The sequence below is a fragment of the Pseudoalteromonas sp. GutCa3 genome, from assembly GCF_002836155.1.
Taxonomy (GTDB): Bacteria; Pseudomonadota; Gammaproteobacteria; order Enterobacterales; family Alteromonadaceae; genus Pseudoalteromonas; species Pseudoalteromonas arctica.
Genome location: NZ_PJBK01000056.1, coordinates 104,381 through 127,663, shown reverse-complemented (window position 1 = coordinate 127,663; position 23,283 = coordinate 104,381). Strand labels below are relative to the sequence as shown.

General features: G+C 40.6%; 24 protein-coding genes, 3 tRNA genes and 1 riboswitch. Of the genes, 18 read left to right on the top strand and 9 right to left on the bottom strand.

The genetic code is table 11. The features are described from left to right. Nucleotides 1-372 precede the first annotated feature (372 nt). Nucleotides 373-1,389 (bottom strand): UDP-glucose 4-epimerase GalE, encoded by a 1,017-nt coding sequence (gene galE / locus CXF64_RS09900; RefSeq protein ID WP_007585049.1) that lies wholly within the window; start codon nt 1,387-1,389, stop codon nt 373-375. Between the two features lie 279 nt (nt 1,390-1,668). Here galE and CXF64_RS09895 point away from each other — a divergent pair, with 279 nt between their 5' ends. Continuing rightward, nucleotides 1,669-2,160 carry a DUF3016 domain-containing protein gene (locus CXF64_RS09895; protein WP_010555263.1) on the top strand — a complete coding sequence of 164 codons (492 nt, stop codon included), beginning with the start codon at nt 1,669-1,671 and terminating at the stop codon, nt 2,158-2,160. A 47-nt stretch (nt 2,161-2,207) separates the two neighbouring features. On the opposite strand, the gene CXF64_RS09890 is transcribed toward CXF64_RS09895, so the two are convergent. Continuing rightward, nucleotides 2,208-2,498, bottom strand: coding sequence for a hypothetical protein (locus tag CXF64_RS09890; RefSeq protein WP_007585044.1), 291 nt, complete (start codon nt 2,496-2,498; stop codon nt 2,208-2,210). A 71-nt stretch (nt 2,499-2,569) separates the two neighbouring features. Between CXF64_RS09890 and CXF64_RS09885 the strand changes: the two genes are divergently transcribed. Continuing rightward, the gene (locus CXF64_RS09885) at nt 2,570-2,779 is read left to right on the top strand and encodes a hypothetical protein (protein ID WP_002960797.1); all 210 of its coding nucleotides are present in this window, start codon (nt 2,570-2,572) and stop codon (nt 2,777-2,779) included. Between the two features lie 8 nt (nt 2,780-2,787). Here the strand turns inward: CXF64_RS09885 and epmB are convergent, their stop codons facing one another. Further along, a complete protein-coding gene (gene epmB / locus CXF64_RS09880; RefSeq protein ID WP_101216916.1) occupies nt 2,788-3,801 on the bottom strand; it encodes an EF-P beta-lysylation protein EpmB in 1,014 nt (337 codons plus the stop codon). A gap of 41 nt (nt 3,802-3,842) precedes the next feature. On the opposite strand from epmB, the gene efp reads away from it, so the two are divergent. Then, nucleotides 3,843-4,409, top strand: coding sequence for an elongation factor P (gene efp / locus CXF64_RS09875; RefSeq protein ID WP_024596699.1), 567 nt, complete (start codon nt 3,843-3,845; stop codon nt 4,407-4,409). Between the two features lie 56 nt (nt 4,410-4,465). Continuing rightward, nucleotides 4,466-5,440, top strand: coding sequence for an elongation factor P--(R)-beta-lysine ligase (gene epmA / locus CXF64_RS09870; protein ID WP_101216912.1), 975 nt, complete (start codon nt 4,466-4,468; stop codon nt 5,438-5,440). Nucleotides 5,441-6,285: 845 nt separating this feature from the next. On the opposite strand, the gene CXF64_RS09860 is transcribed toward epmA, so the two are convergent. Further along, complete coding sequence (locus tag CXF64_RS09860; RefSeq protein WP_198551135.1) at nt 6,286-8,403, bottom strand: TonB-dependent receptor; 2,118 nt, start codon at nt 8,401-8,403, stop codon at nt 6,286-6,288. A gap of 84 nt (nt 8,404-8,487) precedes the next feature. Here CXF64_RS09860 and CXF64_RS09855 point away from each other — a divergent pair, with 84 nt between their 5' ends. The 8 genes from CXF64_RS09855 to CXF64_RS09820 all read left to right on the top strand — a co-directional run bounded on the left by CXF64_RS09855 (nt 8,488) and on the right by CXF64_RS09820 (nt 16,254). After that, the gene (locus CXF64_RS09855; RefSeq protein ID WP_101216909.1) at nt 8,488-8,886 is read left to right on the top strand and encodes an acyl-CoA thioesterase; all 399 of its coding nucleotides are present in this window, start codon (nt 8,488-8,490) and stop codon (nt 8,884-8,886) included. 126 nt (nt 8,887-9,012) lie between these two features. After that, nucleotides 9,013-9,411 (top strand): META domain-containing protein, encoded by a 399-nt coding sequence (locus CXF64_RS09850; RefSeq protein ID WP_010555269.1) that lies wholly within the window; start codon nt 9,013-9,015, stop codon nt 9,409-9,411. Between the two features lie 107 nt (nt 9,412-9,518). Continuing rightward, a riboswitch (TPP riboswitch) is annotated at nt 9,519-9,633 on the top strand. A gap of 140 nt (nt 9,634-9,773) precedes the next feature. Continuing rightward, a complete protein-coding gene (gene thiC / locus CXF64_RS09845; protein WP_101216908.1) occupies nt 9,774-11,726 on the top strand; it encodes a phosphomethylpyrimidine synthase ThiC in 1,953 nt (650 codons plus the stop codon). Between the two features lie 113 nt (nt 11,727-11,839). Then, a complete protein-coding gene (locus tag CXF64_RS09840) occupies nt 11,840-12,853 on the top strand; it encodes an FAD-dependent oxidoreductase (protein WP_101216907.1) in 1,014 nt (337 codons plus the stop codon). 7 nt (nt 12,854-12,860) lie between these two features. Next, nucleotides 12,861-13,055, top strand: coding sequence for a sulfur carrier protein ThiS (gene thiS, locus CXF64_RS09835; RefSeq protein ID WP_024606375.1), 195 nt, complete (start codon nt 12,861-12,863; stop codon nt 13,053-13,055). A 5-nt stretch (nt 13,056-13,060) separates the two neighbouring features. Beyond that, complete coding sequence (locus CXF64_RS09830; protein WP_024613054.1) at nt 13,061-13,855, top strand: thiazole synthase; 795 nt, start codon at nt 13,061-13,063, stop codon at nt 13,853-13,855. A gap of 78 nt (nt 13,856-13,933) precedes the next feature. Continuing rightward, nucleotides 13,934-15,469 carry a thiamine phosphate synthase gene (thiE, locus tag CXF64_RS09825; protein WP_101216906.1) on the top strand — a complete coding sequence of 512 codons (1,536 nt, stop codon included), beginning with the start codon at nt 13,934-13,936 and terminating at the stop codon, nt 15,467-15,469. Nucleotides 15,470-15,504: 35 nt separating this feature from the next. Next, nucleotides 15,505-16,254 (top strand): HesA/MoeB/ThiF family protein, encoded by a 750-nt coding sequence (locus CXF64_RS09820; protein ID WP_101216905.1) that lies wholly within the window; start codon nt 15,505-15,507, stop codon nt 16,252-16,254. Between the two features lie 459 nt (nt 16,255-16,713). On the opposite strand, the gene asd is transcribed toward CXF64_RS09820, so the two are convergent. Further along, a complete protein-coding gene (asd, locus tag CXF64_RS09815; protein ID WP_198551134.1) occupies nt 16,714-17,580 on the bottom strand; it encodes an archaetidylserine decarboxylase in 867 nt (288 codons plus the stop codon). 15 nt (nt 17,581-17,595) lie between these two features. Continuing rightward, on the bottom strand, nt 17,596-18,654 hold the full coding sequence (gene rsgA, locus CXF64_RS09810) for a small ribosomal subunit biogenesis GTPase RsgA (RefSeq protein ID WP_101216904.1): 1,059 nt from the start codon (nt 18,652-18,654) through the stop codon (nt 17,596-17,598). A 121-nt stretch (nt 18,655-18,775) separates the two neighbouring features. Between rsgA and orn the strand changes: the two genes are divergently transcribed. The 4 genes from orn to CXF64_RS09790 all read left to right on the top strand — a co-directional run bounded on the left by orn (nt 18,776) and on the right by CXF64_RS09790 (nt 19,972). Then, nucleotides 18,776-19,321 carry an oligoribonuclease gene (gene orn, locus CXF64_RS09805; RefSeq protein WP_007585019.1) on the top strand — a complete coding sequence of 182 codons (546 nt, stop codon included), beginning with the start codon at nt 18,776-18,778 and terminating at the stop codon, nt 19,319-19,321. Nucleotides 19,322-19,520: 199 nt separating this feature from the next. Further along, a tRNA-Gly gene (locus tag CXF64_RS09800) sits at nt 19,521-19,596 on the top strand. A gap of 105 nt (nt 19,597-19,701) precedes the next feature. Further along, nucleotides 19,702-19,777, top strand: a tRNA-Gly gene (locus tag CXF64_RS09795). A gap of 119 nt (nt 19,778-19,896) precedes the next feature. Continuing rightward, nucleotides 19,897-19,972 (top strand) — tRNA-Gly (locus CXF64_RS09790). Between the two features lie 232 nt (nt 19,973-20,204). On the opposite strand, the gene CXF64_RS09785 is transcribed toward CXF64_RS09790, so the two are convergent. The 3 genes from CXF64_RS09785 to CXF64_RS09775 form a co-directional block, all read right to left on the bottom strand. After that, the gene (locus tag CXF64_RS09785; protein ID WP_010554254.1) at nt 20,205-20,633 is read right to left on the bottom strand and encodes a secondary thiamine-phosphate synthase enzyme YjbQ; all 429 of its coding nucleotides are present in this window, start codon (nt 20,631-20,633) and stop codon (nt 20,205-20,207) included. Beyond that, a complete protein-coding gene (locus CXF64_RS09780; RefSeq protein WP_007580265.1) occupies nt 20,630-21,097 on the bottom strand; it encodes a chemotaxis protein CheX in 468 nt (155 codons plus the stop codon). Before CXF64_RS09780 ends, CXF64_RS09785 begins: the two co-directional genes overlap by 4 nt. 75 nt (nt 21,098-21,172) lie before the next feature. Then, a complete protein-coding gene (locus CXF64_RS09775) occupies nt 21,173-21,610 on the bottom strand; it encodes a transcriptional repressor (protein WP_007580267.1) in 438 nt (145 codons plus the stop codon). Between the two features lie 95 nt (nt 21,611-21,705). On the opposite strand from CXF64_RS09775, the gene CXF64_RS09770 reads away from it, so the two are divergent. Together CXF64_RS09770 and CXF64_RS09765 are read left to right on the top strand one after the other, a co-directional pair. After that, complete coding sequence (locus tag CXF64_RS09770; protein WP_101216903.1) at nt 21,706-22,326, top strand: MarC family protein; 621 nt, start codon at nt 21,706-21,708, stop codon at nt 22,324-22,326. Between the two features lie 462 nt (nt 22,327-22,788). Next, nucleotides 22,789-23,253, top strand: a complete 465-nt coding sequence (locus tag CXF64_RS09765) for a hypothetical protein (protein WP_101216902.1) — start codon at nt 22,789-22,791, stop codon at nt 23,251-23,253. Nucleotides 23,254-23,283 lie beyond the last annotated feature (30 nt).

Genomic DNA, 23,283 nt, shown 5'->3' with positions numbered 1-23,283 from the left:
GCAATAAGATTTTAATTGATTTATTCACAAAGAGGCTAAGAGGGCGCTGCGCTTTAGAGAAGTAAAAATAGATAATTACTATGTTTTATGTTTTATGTTTTATGTTTTCTCATTTACTCCTCTTTTGCTTCTCTTTGTGCAATAAGATTTTAAGTGATTTATTCACAAAGAGGCTAAGAGGACGCTGCGCTTTAGAGAGCCAAAAGTAGGTAACAATCAGTTTGAATATTAAAAGCTGCGCTTTTCGCGTGAGCAAGCTCTACGCCTACAGCCAAAACTTAACGCTGTGGTTAAATTACGTGTAGACGCCCTGCTTGCTGGCGTGACGAGCGAAGCTCGTAATTACTATGTTTTCTGACTTGCCATTTTTACTTAACCCTTATAACCGTTAGGGTTATTTGACTGCCAGCGCCACGTATCTTGCATCATTTCATCAATACCGCGCACTGCTTCCCAGCCAAGTTCATTAAGTGCTTTTTCTGGCGCTGCATAACACGCTGCAATATCACCCGGGCGGCGAGGTGAAACCTGATAAGGTACAGCTTGATCGCTTGCTTTAATAAATGCATTAACCATTTGTAGTACAGAGTAACCATTACCAGTACCTAGGTTATAAACTAATGCACCCGTACTGCTGGCAATTTTATCAAGCGCTTTTAAATGACCAATAGCTAAATCTACAACGTGTATATAGTCGCGTACACCTGTGCCATCGACTGTGTCGTAGTCATCACCAAATACAGCGAGTTGCTTTAATTTACCTACCGCTACTTGTGCGATAAACGGTAAAAGGTTGTTTGGAATACCATTAGGATCTTCACCAATTAAGCCCGACTCATGTGCACCCACTGGGTTAAAGTAACGCAAAATAGCAAACGCAAAGCGCTCATCTGATTTGGCGATATCTTGTAGCATCATCTCAACCATCAGCTTAGATGTGCCGTACGGGTTAGTAGTACCGCCTACAGGAAAGTCTTCTTTAATTGGTAAGCTTGCAGGGTCGCCGTATACTGTGGCTGACGAGCTAAATACTAATTTAAATACACCAGCATCGCGCATTGCATCAACAAGCGTAAGCGTACCTTGTACATTGTTTTGATAGTACTCAATGGGCTTTGCTACCGACTCGCCTACTGATTTTAAGCCCGCAAAATGTATAACACTATCAACCGTGTGTTTTGCAAATACTGAATCTAAAAAGAATTTATCGAGAATATCGCCTTGGTAAAAAGTGGCCTCTTTGCCTGTAATATTCTTTACGCGCGCAAGTGATTCTTGTGATGAGTTACTTAAATTATCAATAACAACAACATCGTTACCTTGTTGTAAAAGTTCTAAAACAGTGTGCGAGCCAATATAGCCAGCGCCACCGGTTACTAAAATAGTCATGAAAGCTCCGTGGGTACCTTTTATCAATTGAGTTAATTTCACCATAAATAGAGGTGATTTACATGCTTTATCTGTAATTTCTATAGTTTAAATAACATCTTTTTTTAATAACGGTAAATTAAGTACTTTTGATTACATTTTACTCAGTACAAATAACACTTTATACGTAAGATTAAGTTATAGTTAATAAACAAGTGCTAAAATGAGTCTAGTAATAGCTAATGCTAGGTTTACTCCAATCTACACTTTTGTGATTGGTCTACCTCTTTGGAGAAAGATATGAATTTAGTTAAAAAAATAGCAACAACAATGTGTATCGCATTACCTGCGCTTGCCCATGCTGGTGAGTCTGTTGTTAAATGGCATGACTTTAATGATTATCGTGATGTGCGAGCGTCAAACCAAACTAAGAGCTCATATCACAAAAGTGTGGCAGCAAGTTTCGAAAAGCATATGGCTAAACTAGCCGAGCAATTGCCAAAAGATTATAAATTAAACGTAGAGTTTACAGATTTAGATTTAGCAGGTGATGTGCGTTATGGTGGTATGGACGAAATTCGTGTAGTAAAACCAATTTATTTTCCACGCATTAAGCTAAATTATTCGTTAACCGATAACGACGGTACAGTGCTAAGTAAAGATACTGATGTGGAGCTTAAAGATATGGGCTTTATGGATAAAATTAAAATGGGCCGCGACGAATCATTTTATTACGAAAAACGCTTATTAACAGAGTGGTTTGGTGAACAAATATTACCAAGTTTAGATTAACTGAAAATAAAAATGCCGCTAAATAGCGGCATTTTTATTTTTAAGCTTTACTTAAAAGTAGCTAACAACGTGAGTATTTGTTGTAACTTAATAACGGTTGTTTTCAGTTTTTCTTCTTCAAAACCATCGTTAGATAAGCTTTCAACATCAGCGGCTACGTCAAGTACGTAAGGCTTAAAACGTTTGGCTTCAAAGCTAAAGCCAGAATCGGCAGTAAATAAGGCTTTAAACTTACCGTGACCTTGCTGTTGAAGCTCGTCGAGTTTTTTGTCAGCATCAAGTGCCTGACGGTAAACAATTTTTAAGTTGGCATTGAGTTGTTCAATAATAGAATCCATGGTTTTCCTAAAGCTTTGCACTGCATTGCCGACATAATACTTGGATTACATTTAAAAGTCAGGTTTGTTATATGAATATATCAGGCACAAGTTTACCCGCTGTTTCTGGCTCAGGCCAAGGCAGTGAGCTTTACAGCGCTGCTTTATCTAAAAAGCAGCAGTTAGCAGATGGCGCGGCGGCTCTTGCACTTATTGAAGGTGCTGCACAATCGTCAAGTGCGCAAACACCGGCTAAATCGGTAACTGCATCATTGGGTAACAACGTAAATATATACGTTTAAATGCTGTTTTAAATTAGCTTAAGATCGATAGGTGTTTTGCTTTTTTGACCACCGATTTCTCTTACTAATTTAGGCACTAAAAATCCAGGCAGAGCTTTTAATAGCTCTGCCATTATTTCAATTGCTTGCGCTTCATTAATATCAAAGTGGCTCGCCCCTTCAACTTTATCTAGCAAATACAAATAATACGGCAATACGTCTGCGTCAAATAACGCTTCGCTTAAATTTATTTGCGCATCAACCGTATCGTTCACATCTTTTAAAATTACAGCTTGGTTTAGAAGCGTTACGTTTGCTTGTTTAAGCTTTTGCATAGCAGCTTTAAAATCAGCGTCTATTTCGTTGGCGTGGTTTATGTGATTAATAAAAATAATTTTTAATGGCGATTTTGCTAATCTCTCACATAACTCATCGGTAACTCGCGCCGGTATAACTACTGGCAAACGGCTATGAATTCGCATTCGTTTTATTTGTGGTAATTGCTCAAGCTCATCCAAAAACCAGCTTATTGCATCGTCTTTGGCCATCAGTGGATCGCCACCACTTAAAATCACTTCGTTTATATTGCTATCTGATTTTATATAGCTCAGTGTTTCTAGCAGACTTTTTTTATTGAGTTGGTTTTCTTGATACGGAAAATGCCTTCTAAAGCAGTAACGACAATTTACAGCACAGCCGGTTTTAAACATCACCAAAACACGCGATTTGTACTTATGTAAAAGGCCTGGTTGGTCGTTATCTTGCTCAAGTAGGGGATCTTTATTAAAACCCGATTTAGTCAAAAATTCTTGATGGCGTGGCATAACTTGTAGCAAAAGAGGATCGTTTGGATCGCCTTTGCGTATTTTTTTTATAAAAGGGATAGGCACGCGTACCGGAAATAAACTACGGGCTTTTAGGTCGTTTTCATGGACTTGGCTCGATAAACCGACCATTTCAAGCAAGGTTTTTGGGCAGGTAACTACATTTGCTAATTCTTTTTGCCAGTTTTTATGCAAATTTGCTTCATTTCTTTGTATCATTGGCATGTAGATTACTCGAAAAAATATAAATAGAGGAAACGATGGCGAATTATAGCACCAACGAGTTCAAGGGCGGCCTAAAAATTATGATGGATGGCGAGCCTTGCAGTATCTTAGAAAATGAAATGGTAAAACCTGGTAAAGGCCAGGCGTTTAACCGTGTTCGTATCCGTAAACTTATCTCTGGTAAGGTGCTTGAAAAAACCTTTAAATCGGGTGAATCAGTTGAAGGTGCTGATGTAATGGATACTGATTTAGCGTATCTATACACAGACGGCGAATTTTGGCATTTCATGAACAACGAAACATTTGAGCAAATTGCTGCTGACGAAAAAGCACTAGGCGATGCAGTTAAATGGTTAGTTGAAAATGATTTATGCACAATTACATTATGGAACGGCAGCCCTATTGCTGTTACACCACCTAACTTTGTTGAGCTTGAGATCACTGAAACAGATCCTGGCCTTAAAGGCGATACAGCGGGTACTGGTGGTAAACCAGCAACGCTTAGCACAGGTGCTGTAGTACGAGTTCCATTATTCGTACAAATTGGCGAAGTAATTAAAGTAGACACTCGTAACGGTGAATACGTAAGCCGTGTTAAGTAAGCTTTAACATTGTTTATAAAATCCCAGCTTACGCTGGGATTTTTTTTGGAGAAAATATGTCAGCAGATCTTTGGGCCCCAAGCGCAAGCATTGAAACACTAAAGCAACGCGCAGCGATATTACGTCGCATCCGTGAATTTTTTTATGCACGTGATGTTTTAGAAGTAGAAACGCCAAGCTTAAGTGCTGCCAGTGTAACCGATGTGCACTTAGCCAGTTTTAATACCACATTTGTAGGTCCAGGGCATGCTGGTGGGCTTCCTTTATTTTTACAAACATCTCCAGAGTTTGCCATGAAACGCTTGTTAGCAGCAGGCTCAGGCGCTATTTTTCAGCTTTGTAAAGCATTTAGAAATGAAGAAGCGGGTAGCCATCACAATCCTGAATTTACTATGCTGGAATGGTATCGCCCAGGCTTTGATGAATTTGCACTTATGGATGAAATGGATGAGCTTATGCAGCTTGTTTTAGGTGTCGAGCCTGCAACTAGACTTACCTATCAGCAAGCGTTTGAACAAGCACTCGGGCTAGACCCGTTAACAGCAAGCATAGAGCAATTAAAGCAACTAGCGTGTGAGCAGGGGTTTGCTGATATAGCCCAAAATGAAACGCATAAAGATACCTTACTGCAATTATTATTTTGTATGAAAGTAGAGCCAACAATAGGGCAGGCTAAGCCATGTTTTGTGTATCATTTTCCAGCTTCTCAAGCGGCACTTGCTCAAATTTGTGAACACGATACACGTGTAGCAGGGCGCTTTGAGCTTTATTATAAAAATATGGAATTGGCGAATGGCTTTAACGAACTGACAAATGCCAGCGAGCAAGCTAAACGTTTTAATGAAGATAACGCATACCGCGCTGAAAACGGTTTAAAGCAAGTGCCAATGGATACGCGTTTAATTAAAGCGCTGGAGCATGGATTACCACAGTGCGCAGGGGTGGCTTTGGGGATTGATAGGTTGGTAATGCTCGCAACAAATAAAGAAAAAATTAAAGACGTAATAGCGTTTGATGTACAAAGAGCCTGATGCTTGACTTGTAGGCGCGTTAAAGCGAAGCTTTAAAAAGTTGTTCGATTATATGTCGTTTATGCTTAGTTTAAAGTAATTAGAAGCTTCGCTTCTCACGTGAGCAAGCTCTACGTCTACAACACGTTTTATTATTATTTATGTTTGATGTGCAAAGAGCGTGATGCTTGGCTTGTAGGTGCGAATTTATTTCGCGCTCATGTAATTTAACTTTATAAATAAGCGAGGTATAAAACCTCACCTACAATAAACATCAACCCCATACGCCAAACCTGTAGGTGCGAATTTATTTCGCGCTCATGTAATTTAACTTTATAAATAAGCGAGGTATAAAACCTCACCTACAAATAAACATCAACCCCATACGCCAAACCTGTAGGTGCGAATTTATTTCGCGCTCATGTAATTTAACTTTATAAAAAGCGAGGTATAAAACCTCACCTACAATAAACATCAAACCCAACAACCTACGCCAAACCTGTAGGTGCGAATTTATTTCGCGCTCATGTAATTTAACTTTATAAAAAGCGAGGTATAAAACCTCACCTACAATAAACATCAAACCCAACACTTACGCCAAACCTGTAGGTGCGAATTTATTTCGCGCTCATGTAATTTAACTTTATAAAAAAGCGAGGTATAAAACCTCACCTACAAATAAACATCAACCCCAACAACATACGCCAAACCTGTAGGTGCGAATTTATTGCGCGCTCGTGTAATTTAACTTTATAAAAAAGCGAGGTATAAAACCTCACCTACAAATAAAAACACCGCGTTTAAATTAAACGCGGTGTTTTTATTTGCTTGCAGAAAGCTTTCATTTGAAAGCCAACGGCTATGCTTTACAGATTAAGTGTAAACGTAACACCTGCAACACGAGGCTCACCTAATTGTGTGTAGGTATGCGTTGCGTAACCATCTTGTGGATCGTTACCAAACTCAAAACCACGAGTAGGGACTGTTTCGTCAAACACGTTACGAGCCCATGCGCGAACTGCCCACATGTCTGCTTCGTAGCCAAAGCTTAAGTTAACTAAGTTGCTGCTTGGTGCCTGTGAGTTATGACTATCTGAGAAGTAGTAGTCGTCCTTACCTTCAACACCAATCATACCGTAAAGCTCACTTGTAAAGTTATAGCGAGCAGTAAACGCATACTGGTATTTAGGTGACTGTGCTTGCTCACGACCGTCTTGGTTTAAGCCAGACTGCGTTACAAAGTCATCTATTTCAGTGTTTAAGTAACCAGCACTACCCGTTAAAAATAGATTATCAGTTAGTTGGTAACTACCTTCAACCTCTAATCCGTAGTTGCTACCAGAACTTGCGTTATCAACATAACCGGTAAATTGCTGACCTTCTACTTGCCATGCTTTTAACTGAATATCGTCGCGGTGCATGTAAAATGCAGCTAAGCGAAGTGTAAATTTGTCATCAAGTGATGAACCTTTAACACCAAATTCGCCGCTCCATAAATATTCAGGGTCGAAACTGGTGTGTTGCTGGAAAAAATCAGCGCTTAGGTTTAAGCCTTCATCTTTGGCTTTAGCTAGTGCTTCTGAGTTAATACCGCCAGCTTTGTAGCCACGCGTAATGCTTGCGTAGATCATCGTACGGTCAATTACTTGATATTCAAGTGCTATTTTACCGCCAACCATTACGTCATCGGTGTCTTGTATAAAGCCATTGCTATCGGTGTAGTCGCCTTGGTATTGCTCTACACGTAAACCTGTAATTAATGTTGTTTTAGGGCCAATTGGAGTCGCTACTTGACCATATACTGCAACGTTACTCGTTTCGTAAGTTGAAGAAAACGGGCTTGCTAACCATGTGTATTGGCGCTCTAAATCAACATCACGGTTTTGGTAATAAATACCCGCAACCCAGTTACCCGTTTTAGAATTAAACTGTAAATCTACAGACTGATCGTCGCGATCGCGGCTGTATAAATCAGTTGAGCTGTATCCATCTGGATGTAAGCCAGCAGCACATAACTTTGGCTCACTTGTATCGTTACATACCCAGTCTTCGTCAAAGCTGTAAAGTAATTCGGTATCAATAGCCGACAGGTTTAGATTTACATCAAAAGCGTCAAAACCCGTGTAAGTATTCTTAACACCTATTGCGTAGCTTTCTTGATTATCTTGCCCTGGCTCGTCGGCAACACTATTGCGGCTGTTATCAAGCGTAAACGCATCGTATCCGTTGTTTATATCAATATAATGCAGGTTTAGCTCAGTATTTAAATGCTTTGTAAGCTGACTGTTTATTTTAAAGCGGGCTACTTGTTCGTCTTGATTTTGTGTTTCGTCATTTAAGTACAAGTTATCTACGTAACCGTCTGACTTTCTGCGAAAGTAGCTAACGCGTGCGCTAGTGTCATCTGTTAAACCAGTGCTTGCTGCAATACCTGCTTCGCGGGTGTTGTACGTGCCAGCACCTACTTGTAATTTTAAACTTGGATCGCTCGTGGCTTTAGCTGAACCCATTTGGATCATACCGGCCATACCGTCTGCGCCAAAGCGTGTTCCTTGTGGGCCACGATAAATTTCTACTTGGTCTATATCAAATAATAATGAGCTGCCACCAAGACCAGAATAGTTAATACCATCAATAACTAAGCCTACAGATGGATTAATAGGATCTACAAATTGTGAGCGAAGTCCCACGCCACGAATTTGGATGTAACGACCACGCGATGCACCAGATGCAAAATTTACATTGGCGGTACTGCCTAACATTTCGTCTAAGTAACTTGCACCACGTTGATTAATTTCATCTTCGCTGAATAAGCTCGCACTCGCGCTTAAAGTTTGAATGCTTTCGCGCTGAAAATCGCCGGTTACAACAATTCTTTCTAGGTCGCTATCATCAGCGTTAGCTGCAATTGGTGCACCAAGCAGCGGTAAAAGTGCGGCAGTAATTAAAGACAAACGTAAGTTCATTGGGTTACTTAACTCCATTTTAGGGACTCGTATGGTAGCAATTATTTAAACACATGTGCTATAAACGCGGCAATTATACGTTAAATAATCAGGATTACTAATATGACCTTTAAAGTTGACTTCAAAGTACGTGATTACGAATGTGACTTACAAGGTATCGTAAATAACAGTGTTTATTTTAATTATTTAGAGCATGCTCGCCATGAATTTTTGTACGCACACGGTATTAATTTTGCTCAATTAGCGAAAGATAAAATTAACCTAGTCGTGATGCGCAGCGAAATGGACTATAAACATTCACTATTACCAGGTGATGAATTTTATGTGGCTGTGGAGCCGCAGCGTATTAGTCGTTTAAAATTTGCGTTTAAGCAAACGGTCATACGTAAAAGGGATGAAAAAGTAATGCTCAATGCACTGGTTATAGGAACGTCTGTTAATGAAAAAGGTAGACCGTTTTTACCAGAGCAAATAGATAACGTATTTAAAACTACAACTTAGTACTTAATCGCATAACTTTTGAACTATCATAGAACAAAAATTTACATTTAAAACATGCATTTTTAACGGATAAAGGGCATAAATATTGTTACAATTATATTAATTAGACAATTAGTTAGTAGTAGCATGAAATTAGCAGCAATACCGATGCTTATAGTCGGTTTATGTGTTGGTTGCGCATCAACAGGGACGGTTACCAGTGAGCAGCTTAAATACACCCAATGGCAATTATCACGTGTTGATGGTTTAGCAATTCCACCTTCGTTTAATGCATCAATGAGCTTTATTGAAGCACTGCAAGTAAACGGTTTTGCTGGCTGTAACAAATTTTTTGGTGAAGGCTCGCTTGAAGAAAGTAACCTTACCGTAAGTAAATTAGGAATGACGCGCAAGTCGTGCGGCGAAGACCTTGATGAGTTTGAGCAGCAGTTATTACAAGCCTTAAAGCAAGGTGCAGAGCTTAAAATGCAAGACCAGCAATTAGTCATGCAAGGCGAGCAAACATTTGTGTTTATCCCTAAATAATTTTAAGTTTTTGAAAAACAGCCCCTTGCGGGCAGTTTTTAACTGACGTACACTCAGCGCAGATTTGATGGATAACACCTTCAAATTAACGAACAGAATTTATATATCAATACTTGTCGGAGTGCCAAAGCTAAGTAATTAGTTTTTGGCTGAGATCGCGAAAGCGGGATCCGTGAACCTGATCAGGTTAATACCTGCGTAGGGAACAAGCTGCCTAAAATGGGACGCTTGTGCGTCTTTTTTTATGCGCACAATAAAGTGATTTATTTTTTAGGCTGCAAAGTAGCATGTACGCTACTTTACGATCTTTCTCTATTCCTCGGAATATCTGACAAGACAACCCTTAAGCAATGAGGCAAGTCATGTCAAATACTACAAATAAAGCGTCACGCCGAGAAACTCGTGCTGCCGCGTCTGAATATATTTATAACTTAACGGGTCAACCGTTTCCAAATTCTCATAAAGTATACGTTGAAGGCACTCAACTTGGCGTGCGCGTTGGTATGCGTGAAATCACATTAAGTGATACGTTTATTGGCGGCACAGATGAAAACCCTGTTTATGAGTCAAACGATCCGCTTCGTGTTTACGATACGTCGGGCCCGTATACCGATCCTAATTTTGAACTTGATGTACGCAAAGGCTTACCAAAATTTCGTGAACAATGGATTGAAAGCCGTGGTGACACCGAGGTTTTAGAATCAGTGACGTCGCAGTTTTCGCAGCAACGTATGGCAGATGAAGGGCTGGATCATATTCGCTTTGATCACCTTCCAAAAATTCGCCGTGGTGTCGCTGGTAAAAACGTAACGCAAATGCACTACGCACGCCAAGGGATTATTACTCCTGAAATGGAGTACGTAGCTGTTCGTGAAAATATGGGACGTGCAGAAATTCGTAAAGAATTACTAGCCGCTCAGCATAAAGGCGAGTCGTTTGGTGCGAGTATTCCTGAATTTATTACCCCAGAATTTGTACGCGACGAAATAGCCCGTGGTCGCGCTATTTTACCAAATAATATAAACCACCCAGAAACCGAACCTATGATTGTAGGGCGTAACTTTTTAGTTAAAGTTAACGCCAACATTGGTAACTCATCGGTTAGCTCATCTATTGAAGAAGAAGTAGAAAAAATGGTGTGGTCTACCCGCTGGGGCGCAGACACCGTGATGGACTTATCAACGGGACGCTACATTCACGAAACGCGCGAATGGGTTGTACGTAACTCGCCAGTACCTATTGGCACAGTACCGATTTATCAAGCGCTTGAAAAAGTAAACGGTGTGGCTGAGGATTTAACGTGGGAAATTTTCCGCGATACGCTTATAGAGCAAGCCGAGCAGGGCGTTGACTACTTTACTATTCACGCCGGTGTACTGCTTCGTTACGTACCAATGACGGCTAAACGCGTGACCGGCATTGTGTCGCGCGGTGGCTCAATTATGGCTAAGTGGTGTTTAGCGCATCATAAAGAAAATTTTTTATACACGCACTTTGAAGACATTTGCGAAATTTTAAAACAATACGATGTGTGTTTTTCACTTGGTGATGGACTTCGCCCAGGCTCTATTGCTGATGCTAACGATGAAGCGCAGTTTAGTGAGCTACGCACATTAGGTGAACTGACTAAAATTGCGTGGAAGCACGATGTACAGGTATTTATTGAAGGCCCTGGACATGTGCCGATGCACATGATTAAAGCCAATATGGATGAGCAATTAAAGCATTGCGACGAAGCGCCATTTTATACATTAGGCCCGCTAACGACTGATATTGCACCAGGGTACGACCATATTACCTCGGGTATTGGGGCGGCTCAAATAGCATGGTACGGCTGTGCAATGCTGTGTTATGTAACACCTAAAGAGCATTTAGGTCTGCCAAATAAAGAAGATGTTAAAGAAGGCTTAATTACCTACAAAATTGCAGCGCATGCCGCTGATTTAGCAAAAGGGCACCCAGGCGCGCAAGAGCGCGATAACGCCTTATCAAAAGCACGCTTTGAGTTTAGATGGCATGATCAATTTAATATTGGTTTAGATCCTGACCGTGCTCGCGAATATCACGACGAAACCTTGCCGCAAGAATCAGGCAAAGTGGCTCACTTTTGCTCTATGTGTGGTCCTAAATTTTGCTCTATGAAAATTAGCCAAGAAGTACGTGATTACGCTAAAGATTTAGAAACACGCGGTATTGATCCAAATGATGCTGGCGAGGCTATTGAAATCAAAATGGTTGATGTAGAAGCCGAAATGAAAGCTAAATCAGCTGAGTTTAAGCAAACAGGCTCAGAGATTTACCACAAAGCGGTATAAAACAATTATTGCAAGAGATGCAGACGTAGGTGAGGTGTTATACCTCGCTTCTTTAAAAGTTGAAGAAGTGCGAGTGAATTCGCACCTACTAATAACTGCTTTTGGAGGTTTTTATGTCTTATAACATTGCCGTGGTTGGGTTTGGTTTAGCGGGCAGGTTAGCTGCGCTTGAATTAAGTAAACAGCACTATGTCACTGTTTTTGAAGCAGACGATGAGCATACACCAAATAGCGCTGGTAAAGTGGCAGCAGCAATGCTTGCCCCGCTTGCTGAGTCGGTTTTGTGCGAGGCTGATTTAGCTTTAATGGGTCTTGATTCAATGAAGCGCTGGCCCAGCATTATTGCAGAACTTGAAAGTGAGGTTTTTTTTCAGCAGCAAGGCACTTTGGTCATTGCGCACCAACAGGACAAAGGCGATTTACAAAGCTTTGCACAGCGAATAAAACCGCTAGCTGATCATACTGCCGAGCATATAAATGCTCAGCAAATTACAATGCTTGAACCTGAACTTGCAGCAGGGCGCTTTAATCAAGGTTTATTTTTACCCTGCGAGGGGCAAATAGATAACCAAGCATTTTATAAAGCCAGCTTTGCACAGCTCAACAAACGCAAAGTAAAGTTTGTATTTAATCAGCGCGTAACCATTAACGACAACAAAATAAATAATCGACCATTCGATTACATTATTGATTGCCGTGGGCTTGGTGCTAAAAATACTCAAGTTGATAAACCGCTTAGAGGTGTGCGCGGCGAAGTAGCAAGGTTATACGCACCAGAGGTAAGTTTAATCAGGCCCGTGCGTTTAATGCACCCGCGTTATCCAATTTATATAGCGCCTAAACCCAATAATGAATATGTAATTGGTGCGACCGAAATCGAATCGCAAGACAGCGGCGCGGCAACAGTGCGCTCAACCCTTGAATTACTTTCAGCCGCTTATACCGTACATAGCGGGTTTGCCGAAGCACGACTACTTAATATTCAAACCGGATTACGCCCCGCATTTAGCGATAACCGCCCAGAAGTATCACAAGTTGGTAATGTAATTAGCATTAACGGCTTATATCGACATGGTTATATGTTGGCGCCGGCATTAGTGGCGCAAGCAGTTTCACGAATAGAGTGAGAATAAAATGAACATTACAATTAATGGCGAGCTACTTAATGTTAATAGCAAAGCGCTCGTTGAGGTACTTCAAAGTTTTGGTGCAGCCGCGCCTTTTGCTGTTGCTGTTAATAGCGAATTTATTCCACAAAGTCAGCACAGTAACTATGTACTTAATGAAGGCGACAGTGTTGAGTTGCTATCGCCCATTCAAGGCGGATAAGGCTTATGCAAACTAAAGACTGTTTAACTATTTATGGAGAGCAAATAAAGAGTCGCTTATTAATAGGCTCTGCGCTTTATCCGTCGCCCGACATTATGACCCAATCGATAGTTGCCTCTGGGGCTGAAATAGTAACTGTGTCGCTTAGGCGCCAGCAAAGTGCTGCAGCCGGTGATGACTTTTGGCAGTTAATAAAAAATACAGGTTTAAAAATACTCCCTAATACCGCAGGGTGTCACAGTGTTAAAGAAGCTATAACGCTTGCAAAAATGTGCCGAGAGGTATTTGCCACCGATTGGATAAAGCTAGAGCTGATTGGCGATGATTACAATTTACAGCCTGACCCTTTTGCGCTACTTGAAGCGACAAAAATATTGATTGATGATGGCTTTAAAGTATTGCCTTATTGCACCGATGACTTAGTACTTTGCCAGCGTTTAAATGAGCTAGGTTGTGAGGTGCTTATGCCATGGGGAGCACCAATAGGCACCGGTAAGGGATTGTTAAATAGCTATAATTTAAAAACTATTCGAGAACGCCTACCTGATACCACATTGATAGTCGATGCTGGTTTAGGTTTGCCATCACATGCCTGCCAAGCACTCGAAATGGGGTATGATGCGGTATTATTAAATTCAGCCATTGCAGGTGCTGGCTGCCCAATCACTATGAGCCGCGCATTTAAAGCCGCAGTTGAAGCAGGGCGCTTTGCATATAAAGCAAAAGCGATGCCTGAAAAAGACGTTGCAGCTCCATCAACCCCAACAATGGGCATGCCATTTTGGCATCAAGAAAAATAGCAGTTTTATTAAAAATATGAGCATTCTATCTAATTAAATAGCTCGTTAGTTCAATGTAATCGCTGTGAGGAGACAAATATGAATAACGTAGTATGGACAATTGCCGGCTCTGATTCTGGCGGCGGTGCAGGCATTCAAGCAGACATAAAAGCAATGCAAAGTTTTGGTGTACATGGGTGTACGGCTATTACGGCGCTTACTGCGCAAAACAGTTTAGGTGTAGAAGCTATTAATGCAGTGTCTACCGATATTATTGAATCTCAGTTACTTGCACTCGAAAAAGACATGAAAGCCAAAGTGATAAAAATTGGCATGTTAGCCAACGTGCAGCAAATTCAGTTAATCAGCGAGCATATAAGTCATTATAAAGCTAAATGGCCTGTGCCTCCCGTTATTGTATATGACCCTGTCGCTATTGCCTCAAGCGGTGACTTACTAACAGAAGAAGACACGGTAAGCGCAATAAAAGAATGTTTACTGCCGCTGGTGGATGTAATAACTCCAAACACACACGAAACACAGTTATTAACCGGTGTGTATTTAATTGGCCCGGCTGCAATAAAAGAAGCGGCTAATAAGTTATTAAGCTGGGGCGCTAAAGCCGTTGTTATTAAAGGCGGGCATTGGGATTACCCAAGTGGCTACTGCATTGATTATTGTATTGATAGTAATACGCAAAATGGTGAAGAATACTGGTTAGGCAATCAAAAAATACAAACACCGCATAACCACGGAACCGGGTGTAGCATGGCTTCGGTAATTGCAGCGTGTTTAGCTAAAGACTACCCATTAAAAGATGCCTTTATTTTAGCTAAAGCGTATATAAACCAAGGGCTAAAACAGTCGGTACGCTACGGTGAGGGGATTGGGCCGGTTGCTCAGACCTCGTTCCCTACTAATTTAGCTGACTACCCACAAGTTATTGAGCCTGGTAGTTGGCTGGGTGATGAACTAGATTTTGATGTGCCGCTTGATTTTAATATGGCGGCAGATTTTGCGCCTTGTGAAAGTAAATCGATGGGCTTATATGCGGTTGTTGATAGCACCGATTGGTTAGAAAAGTGCTTACAACAAGGCATTAAAACAGCGCAGTTACGCGTTAAAAATAAAACGCAAGACGAGCTTGATGCGCTCATTAAGCAAGCTGTTGAGCTGGGCAAGCAATACAACGCACAGGTATTTATAAACGATTACTGGCAGCTAGCTATTAAGCATGGTGCGTATGGTGTGCATTTAGGGCAAGAGGATTTAGAGATTGCTAATTTAGCCGCTATTAAAGACGCTGGGCTAAGGCTTGGGCTTTCTACTCATGGCTTTTATGAAATGCTGCGTGCGCATAATTATCGCCCTAGTTATATGGCATTTGGTGCTATTTACCCAACCACAACAAAAGACATGACAGGGCAAATACAAGGTCTTGAAAAGCTGATTAAATTTGTACCGCTTATGCAAAGCTATCCAACAGTGGCAATAGGCGGTATTGACTTAAGCCGTGCTGAGCAGGTAGCGAAAACCGGCGTAGGCAGTGTTGCCGTAGTGCGTGCGATTACCGAGGCTGATAATTACGTAGAGGCTATAAGTGCTCTGCAAGTGGCCATAAGCAGTGCACATTAATATTAACAAGGGCAATACTAACAAGGCTGGTAAACGTGAATGAGCTAAGCGAAAAAGAAACCCTGCGTTATAGCCGCCATTTGTTGCTTGAAGAAGTTGGGCTTGAAGGGCAGTTAGCACTTAAATCCTCAACGGTTGCAGTAGTGGGGGCTGGTGGTTTAGGTAGCCCAGCACTTTTGTATTTAGCTGCGGCGGGCATTGGAACGCTTATTTTAATTGACGATGACGAAGTTGAGCTTTCAAATTTACAGCGCCAAGTGCTTTATAAAATAAACCACTTAGGGCAAAACAAGGTCGCTGCAGCGGGTAAAGTATTAGCGAGTCTTAATAATCAAATAGACATAGTAACGCATTGCCAAAAGTTAGATGAGAATAATGCAGTTAACATGCTAAAAGGTGCTGACATCGTACTTGATTGCTCTGATAACTTTAGCACTCGCTATTGCGTTAATCGTTATTGTATTGCTAATAAAACACCGTTAATTTCTGGTGCCGCATTGGCAACCAAAGGGCAGTTAATGGGCTTTGATTTTAGGCAAAGTGATAGCCCATGTTATGGCTGTGTTTTTCCACAAAGCGAAGCTACACCGGTTATAAATTGCAGTAACGCAGGAGTAATTAGCCCGCTACTGGGTGTAATAGGCTCTATGCAGGCGCAACTTACGCTCAACTTATTACTGGGCTATGCAGAGGGATGTGTGTTTATAACCTTCGATGCGCTCACTTTAAAACAACAGCACTTTAAAGTGATTAAAGATTCAGAGTGTAAAGAGTGTGGTAAATAGGTTTTTGAGGGGCTTGCGCCTGTTATTACATGTGGCGTTAAAAAATTAAAAGCTGCGCTTTTCGCGTGAGCAAGCTTCACGCCTACAGTACATCAAAACTCTTACACCAAGCTTGTATACGCACAGCTTGTATACGCACAGCTTGTATACGCACAGCTTGTATACGCACAGCTTGTATACGCACAGCTTGCTGGCGTGACGAGAAAAGCTCGTAATTTCTATGCCAGATATCTTCTCATTTACTCCTCTTTTACTTCTTTTTGTGCAATAAGATCTTAAGTGATTTATTCACAAAGAGGTTAAGAGGGCGCTTCGCTTTAGAGAAGCCAATAAGTAAGTAAAGTATCAGTTATAAATATTAAAAGCGGCCCTTTTCGCGTAAGCAGGCTTTACGCCTACAAAAATAAAAAACCGCGTTTAAATAAACGCGGTTTTTTAATTTCAAATTAACGATTGATTTTAGTCGTTAATTTTTGCAAACGCAGTACCTAAGCGAGTAACCACTTCAGGTAGTTGATCTTCCAATATTTCAGCTTTATCAGCACCCCATGCAAGTACCACAGTAGAGCCTAATTTAAAGCGACCCATTTCTTCACCCTTTTTAAGCGTGATAGCGTTATCGCCAGTGGTTGGGTATTTCCAACTAAATACATCGCTACCTGCTGGTGGCGTGACAGTACCTGCCCAAATAGTTTCTATACTGGCTACAATTGTTGCGCCAACAAGTACCATAGCAAGCTGACCAATCTCAGTTTCAAAAATTGCTACCACACGTTCGTTACGTGCAAACAAGTTAGGCACGTTTTGCGCTGTAAGTGGGTTTACTGAAAATAAATCACCTGGCACATAAATCATTTTGCTTAGTGTGCCATCAATTGGCATATGAATACGGTGGTAATCTTTAGGCGCTAAATAAATAGTGGCAAACTTACCGCTTAAAAATGGTGTTGTATCATCTTGTGAGCCGCCTAGTAGCGCTTGTAAGCTGTAATCGTGGCCTTTAGCTTGTATTAGCTGTCCGTCAACAATATCGCCTAGCTGGCTGATTGCGCCATCCACTGGATGAATGATGATATTGCTATCTTCTACCATTGGGCGCATGCCGTCTTTTAAAGGGCGAGTAAAAAATTCATTAAAGCTTTTATAATGAGCCGGATCTGGGTATTGGGCTTCGCTCATATCTACTTTATATTGCTTAATAAATAGTTTAATTAAAGTCGTTGTTAAAGCACCCGCTTTTGCAGCAGCTAATTTTCCGACTACGCGTGAAATAAAATGTTTTGGCATTGCGTACTGCATTGCGATTTTAAATTTGTCTAAACTCACAGTATTTTTCCTAAATTATACGCGAGGCGCACGGGCGCCTGCACGGCCATCGGCCATTGTTTCTAAAATTCGGTGGTAGCTGTCAAAGCGCAATTGAGAAATTCTTCCATCGGCTACTGCTTCTTTAACGATGCAACCCGGATCGTTTAAATGTTTACAGTCTCTAAAGCGGCATCCGCCTATAAATTCTCTAAACTCTTTAAAGCACCACGTTACACGCTCAACATCTAAATGCCATAAACCAAACTCACGAATACCTGGCGAGTCGATTAGGTTACCGCCACTTGGTAAATGGTGAAGTCGCGAAACTGTTGTTGTGTGCTGGCCTAAGCCGCTGTTTTCAGATACTTCTTTAGTTAATATTTCAGCGTTAGGCAATACAGTATTAACGAGGGTTGATTTACCCACACCACTTTGGCCAACAAAAATATTATTTTTATCAACAAGTACTTCTTTTAATTTATCAATACCATCGCCTGATATATTACTAACAAGAAGTACTTGGTAATCAAGTTTACGATAGATATCGAGAACTTTTTGTATTTCGTTAAGGCCTGCTTCGTCAATTAAATCGGTTTTATTGAGCACTAAAATTGGCTCAATGCCCATATCTTCACAGGCTATTAAATAACGGTCGATAATACTGGGTGTAAATTCGGGTAATACCGCCGATACCATGAGTATTTGGTCAATGTTTGCTGCAATAACTTTAACACCGTCGTAAAAGTCAGGGCGGGTAAGTTGCGAGCGACGCTCTTGCGTGGCTTCAATTACACCGGCTAAATCACCTTCACTTACTTTGGCACGGCGAAACAATACTTCATCACCACACACTAAATTAGACACGGTACGGCGTATATTACAGCGAAGTACAGCGCCGTTCTCAGTTTCGACATCGGCGTGTTGGCCAAAACGACTGATTACAATTGCGCTCTCGACCTGACCTAAGTTATCGGTTTGCCACTCTTGCGCGCCTTTTTTAGCTGGTCTTGAGTCTGCACTATTAATGCGCTTTTGGTGATTGGCCTTGATCTGACGCGATTGGCCTTTACTTAATTTTTTTTGTTTTGCCACTGGAGGCCTATAACCTTAGTTAAATGTCGCTTTTCCTAAAAAAAGCTTTAGCTCGACGGTTGATGCTAATATGATATATCGAAATGCGTTGGATCTAAAGGAAAGCACCGCTTAGGTAATTATGACTATTAATAAATCAAATTTAATTTGGCTCGATCTTGAAATGACAGGGCTCGAACCAGAGACCGATAAAATACTCGAAATTGCGACGGTTGTCACTGACGCAGACCTGAATATATTAGCCGAAGGGCCAACTATAGCTATTCATCAAAGTGATGAATTACTAAATGGCATGGACGAGTGGTGTACTACTCAACATGGTAAGTCGGGTTTAACAGCTCGCTGCAAAGCAAGTACCTTTGATGAAGCCTATGCTGTAGAGCAAACTTTAGCGTTTTTAAAGCAGTGGGTACCAGCAGGCACTTCGCCAATGTGTGGTAATTCAATTGGTCAAGACCGCCGCTTTATGAATAAATATATGCGCGAGCTTGAAGACTTCTTTCATTACAGAAATCTTGATGTGAGTACTATTAAAGAATTAGCACGTCGCTGGAAACCAGAAGTGCTTGCAAAAGTGAACAAAAAAGGCTCACACCTTGCTTTGGATGACATTAAAGATTCGATTATGGAATTAAAAGTCTATAGAGAAAATTTCTTTAATTTGTAAAAAACACTTGCAAACAGACTGTATTATTGTAAAATCCTGCCCCGCTCAAGACGATAACCCACGCGGGGTTAGTGTGTTTGAGTTGTTTTTATTGTGGTCGTTTTATATCCACAATTAAAATGCGGTACTAGCTCAGTTGCTAGAATGTTGAACGCGACCTGTCGCGCTTAAGCGTAAAATAACTGAAGAAATAAAAAATGCGGTACTAGCTCAGTTGGTAGAGCGCGACCTTGCCAAGGTCGAGGTCACGAGTTCGAGCCTCGTGTACCGCTCCAATTTCTAACCAAAAGAAATTGAAGTGAATAAAAGCTAGCTCAGTTGCTAGTATGTTGAACGCGACCAGTCGCGCTTAAGCGTTAAATAACTGAAAAAGTAAAAATGCGGTACTAGCTCAGTTGGTAGAGCGCGACCTTGCCAAGGTCGAGGTCACGAGTTCGAGCCTCGTGTACCGCTCCAATTTCTAACCAAAAGAAATTGTAGTGTTGAATGAAAATATAATGCGGTACTAGCTCAGTTGCTAGAATGTTGAACGCGACCTGTCGCGCTTAAGCGTAAATAACTACAGAAATAAAAATGCGGTACTAGCTCAGTTGGTAGAGCGCGACCTTGCCAAGGTCGAGGTCACGAGTTCGAGCCTCGTGTACCGCTCCAATCTTTTTATATCCTTTCAAAATTTTCTGTATTAAAAATCATAAATAAAATTATAATTTAAAATCTCCCTTATCTACTTTATTCTATGTGCAATATTCAGCATTGAAGTTTTGGTTGTTAGAAGCTATCGCTTCGCGCGAGATCAGCGCCTACAAGAAAGGTGTCGTACTTTGAAGTTATGAGATATGAGTGAGGTACAGAAGAGTTAATACTTTGAAACCTGAAGCTTTTGTTAAAATAGCTCCCCTTGAATAGTTGCTATAACTCGTCTAGAGCCACCAGAATCACGATGTTCACCTAAATAAATGCCTTGCCATGTACCTAACGCTAAATAACCATTTGAAATAGGAATACTTAGCTCGCAGCCTAACGTACTGGTTTTTATGTGTGCAGGCATGTCGTCGTCACCTTCATAATCGTGGCGATAATAAGGTTGACGCTCAGGAACGAATTTATTGAAATGGCTTTCCATGTCCATACGAACAGTGGGATCTGCATTTTCGTTTATTGTAAGGCTCGCTGAGGTATGCTGAATAAATAAATGTAACAAGCCTATTTTGTAACTCGCCAGTTCAGGAAGTTGAGATAATATTTCGTCATCAATTATATGAAAACCTCGCTGGCGAGGTTTTAATGTAATTTGCTTTTGCTGCCAACTCATAGTTTATCGAAGCTAACTTCAATGTTTGCATTACCAGCATCACAACTAAATGGCATGATGATTTTTTTACCTTGGCTTTTATGAGTAATTGTATGACCTTTACCCGATACCACAATAGGCGTTGCCATATCAAAGTCGAAGCCTTTCTCGCCAAGTAAATTTTTAGCACCACCAGTTACCATGTTGGTTATTTCGCCAACCATATCGGTAACTTCTTCATCTATGGTATCAGGGCGTTCGCCAAGCATACGCTCCATGATGGTTAATGCTAATCCTTCATCAAATGTAATTGAAAATGATCCTCGCGTTTGCGGGCCAACCATACCAATCAAACCTGATACATCACCACAGGCTATCTCATCAGTTTTAATGCGAGGTTTGCCCGGCTTCAATTGAGTTTGAGCCATAGTGCTTAAAACATTAATTAAAGAAGATAAAAAAGGATTGATGAATTCTACATTCATAGTGGCTACTCTTAAATTTGTTCTGTGAAATGACTATATAGTTTGAGTATAGTCACTAAGGATAACTTTGAAGGATTATGATGCTCTGCAAGATTCACATTTACCATGTGCTTCTATTGTTTGCCCTGATACGACAAAGCCACCTTCGGCAGCTAGATTATTAAGCTCATGCGAAATTACACTCGAGTGTAATTCTTTAACAAAGCCACATGTATCGCAAATTAATAATTGTACCGGGTGAATATGATCAAAATGATGGCACAGCATAAATGCATTTGTGCTTTCAATTTTATGAATAAAACCTAGTTCAGCTAAAAAGTCTAATGCACGATAAATAGTTGCAGGTTTAGCACCTGTTTCAGTTACTTTTAATTGCTCAAGCAAATCGTATGCACCAACACCACCTTGTGCACTGGCTAATAGACGAAATACTTTCTCGCGGATAGGCGTAAAACGCGCACCACGGTTGTCACAAACTTGTTTTGCTTTACTTACGAGTGATTCTATATTCATCATTACTCTTATCCTTATGCTACCGTGATATACTAACATACTGTGTTGTAGTTGCAGCGTTTTTATTAAGCGCTTTTTACCTAGGAAACCCAGTAATGCACGAACTATTGGCTATATTTATTTTCTTTTTTGCGGTTATTGACCCCATTGGCACTGTACCTGTATTTATTGCAGTCACACGTGGTGATGATGAGAAATTTAAACGTAAAGTTATATTTAAAGCGGTAGGCGTATCTGCATTAGTGCTCTTATTTTTTGTACTCGCAGGTGAGCAATTACTTAACGCAATTGAAATTCCACTTTCGGCTTTTCAAATAGCCGGCGGTATCATATTACTTATTTTTGCGCTTTCAATGATATTTGGTGAAAGTAAACCTGAAGCCGAAATTAAAAGTGTACGCGACAGCACTGAAACCGCTATTTTTCCGCTTGCGATTCCGTCTATCGCGAGCCCTGGCGCTATGTTAGGCGCCGTATTAATGACTCGTAATGAAGAATATACCTGGGTTGAGCAGTTACTAACGTCTTCAATGATGCTTGCTGTATTAGCGGTTGTACTGGTTTTGTTACTGCTTGCAACGCATGTACATAAATTAATTGGTGACAGTGGCGCAAGTATAATAAGTAGAATTATGGGGCTTATTTTAAGCTCGGTTGCGGTTACCAATATTTTAAATGGCATAGCCCATTATTTTGGCTTGCAGGTATTTAATTAAAAGTAGTCCCTACTTAGAGGGGCAAGGCGTTACGCTATATTGCTGTTCTGGGTTTTTGGCGATCATTATGATCTAATGACGACTTAATATCTTCGTAGCTTCCTCTCAACGTTTTTTAAGTGTTCCCTTACTTCTTTCTATTAGAGTGCTGTACAGAGAATAGGTATTAATATAGCCCTCAATCTATGTTGCTATCGTGATTAGTGATAAGAGTTACCCCACCCAGCAAAAATAAGCATGTTTCATATAAATAAAACTGCGTCATTTATAGTCTTGAATGATTTCATAAAAATTTTACTAAGTCAGCAACCCTTCCTATATTTACTAGTGATATTGCCCCACATATGAAATAAATTTTTTTTAACAGTTTATTTAGTTATTACATTTTAGCTTTGTTATAAGGAATACTGACGGTGATGTAGTGTGGGAGTTTTTTTGTTTCCTTATTTAAAAGAGAAAATTATGAAAAATAAAACTGTAAAGCTCACGGTATGTTTATTAACTTTTTTAGCTCCAATTGCCCAAGCCAGTGATGAGGTAAAGCATATTCCCGGTTTTTTTATTGGTACTACACATTTTGATAGTGAGACTGAGTTTACGTTTGGTGTTGAATATGAATATAAGTTTACTCAAGCTTGGGGCGCTGGGGTGATATTTGAGCGTACAAACGATGCTCATCATGGCGATGGTACTGCTGTAGCTTTGGCTTCGCTTTATTATCATCCAACCAAAAGTATACGTTTAGGTGTGGGCTATGGTGAGGAGAGAATTGGTGGAGCTCACCCTCATAATGAAAATTTATACCGCATTAGTTCTGCTTATGATTTTCATATAGGAGATTTTGGAATTGCACCCACTATAGCTGTTGATTTTATTGATAATGAAGAAGCAATTGTTGTGGGTTTAGCTATTACCAGACCTTTTTAATGTGTTGACTTGTAACTGTAGAGTTAGGTT

Excerpts from the sequence above, each read along its gene's own strand:
- CXF64_RS09775 (WP_007580267.1), bottom strand. The coding sequence starts at position 21,610 with ATGAATATAGAATCACTCGTAAGTAAAGCAAAACAAGTTTGTGACAAC.
- CXF64_RS09830 (WP_024613054.1), top strand. The coding sequence starts at position 13,061 with ATGCAAACTAAAGACTGTTTAACTATTTATGGAGAGCAAATAAAGAGT.
- epmB (WP_101216916.1), bottom strand. The coding sequence starts at position 3,801 with ATGATACAAAGAAATGAAGCAAATTTGCATAAAAACTGGCAAAAAGAA.
- CXF64_RS09890 (WP_007585044.1), bottom strand. The coding sequence starts at position 2,498 with ATGGATTCTATTATTGAACAACTCAATGCCAACTTAAAAATTGTTTAC.
- thiE (WP_101216906.1), top strand. The coding sequence starts at position 13,934 with ATGAATAACGTAGTATGGACAATTGCCGGCTCTGATTCTGGCGGCGGT.
- orn (WP_007585019.1), top strand. The coding sequence starts at position 18,776 with ATGACTATTAATAAATCAAATTTAATTTGGCTCGATCTTGAAATGACA.
- CXF64_RS09860 (WP_198551135.1), bottom strand. The coding sequence starts at position 8,403 with ATGGAGTTAAGTAACCCAATGAACTTACGTTTGTCTTTAATTACTGCC.
- epmA (WP_101216912.1), top strand. The coding sequence starts at position 4,466 with ATGTCAGCAGATCTTTGGGCCCCAAGCGCAAGCATTGAAACACTAAAG.
- CXF64_RS09840 (WP_101216907.1), top strand. The coding sequence starts at position 11,840 with ATGTCTTATAACATTGCCGTGGTTGGGTTTGGTTTAGCGGGCAGGTTA.
- galE (WP_007585049.1), bottom strand. The coding sequence starts at position 1,389 with ATGACTATTTTAGTAACCGGTGGCGCTGGCTATATTGGCTCGCACACT.
- CXF64_RS09780 (WP_007580265.1), bottom strand. The coding sequence starts at position 21,097 with ATGAATGTAGAATTCATCAATCCTTTTTTATCTTCTTTAATTAATGTT.
- thiS (WP_024606375.1), top strand. The coding sequence starts at position 12,861 with ATGAACATTACAATTAATGGCGAGCTACTTAATGTTAATAGCAAAGCG.
- CXF64_RS09885 (WP_002960797.1), top strand. The coding sequence starts at position 2,570 with ATGAATATATCAGGCACAAGTTTACCCGCTGTTTCTGGCTCAGGCCAA.
- thiC (WP_101216908.1), top strand. The coding sequence starts at position 9,774 with ATGTCAAATACTACAAATAAAGCGTCACGCCGAGAAACTCGTGCTGCC.
- CXF64_RS09895 (WP_010555263.1), top strand. The coding sequence starts at position 1,669 with ATGAATTTAGTTAAAAAAATAGCAACAACAATGTGTATCGCATTACCT.
- CXF64_RS09765 (WP_101216902.1), top strand. The coding sequence starts at position 22,789 with ATGAAAAATAAAACTGTAAAGCTCACGGTATGTTTATTAACTTTTTTA.
- CXF64_RS09785 (WP_010554254.1), bottom strand. The coding sequence starts at position 20,633 with ATGAGTTGGCAGCAAAAGCAAATTACATTAAAACCTCGCCAGCGAGGT.
- CXF64_RS09855 (WP_101216909.1), top strand. The coding sequence starts at position 8,488 with ATGACCTTTAAAGTTGACTTCAAAGTACGTGATTACGAATGTGACTTA.
- efp (WP_024596699.1), top strand. The coding sequence starts at position 3,843 with ATGGCGAATTATAGCACCAACGAGTTCAAGGGCGGCCTAAAAATTATG.
- CXF64_RS09850 (WP_010555269.1), top strand. The coding sequence starts at position 9,013 with ATGAAATTAGCAGCAATACCGATGCTTATAGTCGGTTTATGTGTTGGT.
- CXF64_RS09770 (WP_101216903.1), top strand. The coding sequence starts at position 21,706 with ATGCACGAACTATTGGCTATATTTATTTTCTTTTTTGCGGTTATTGAC.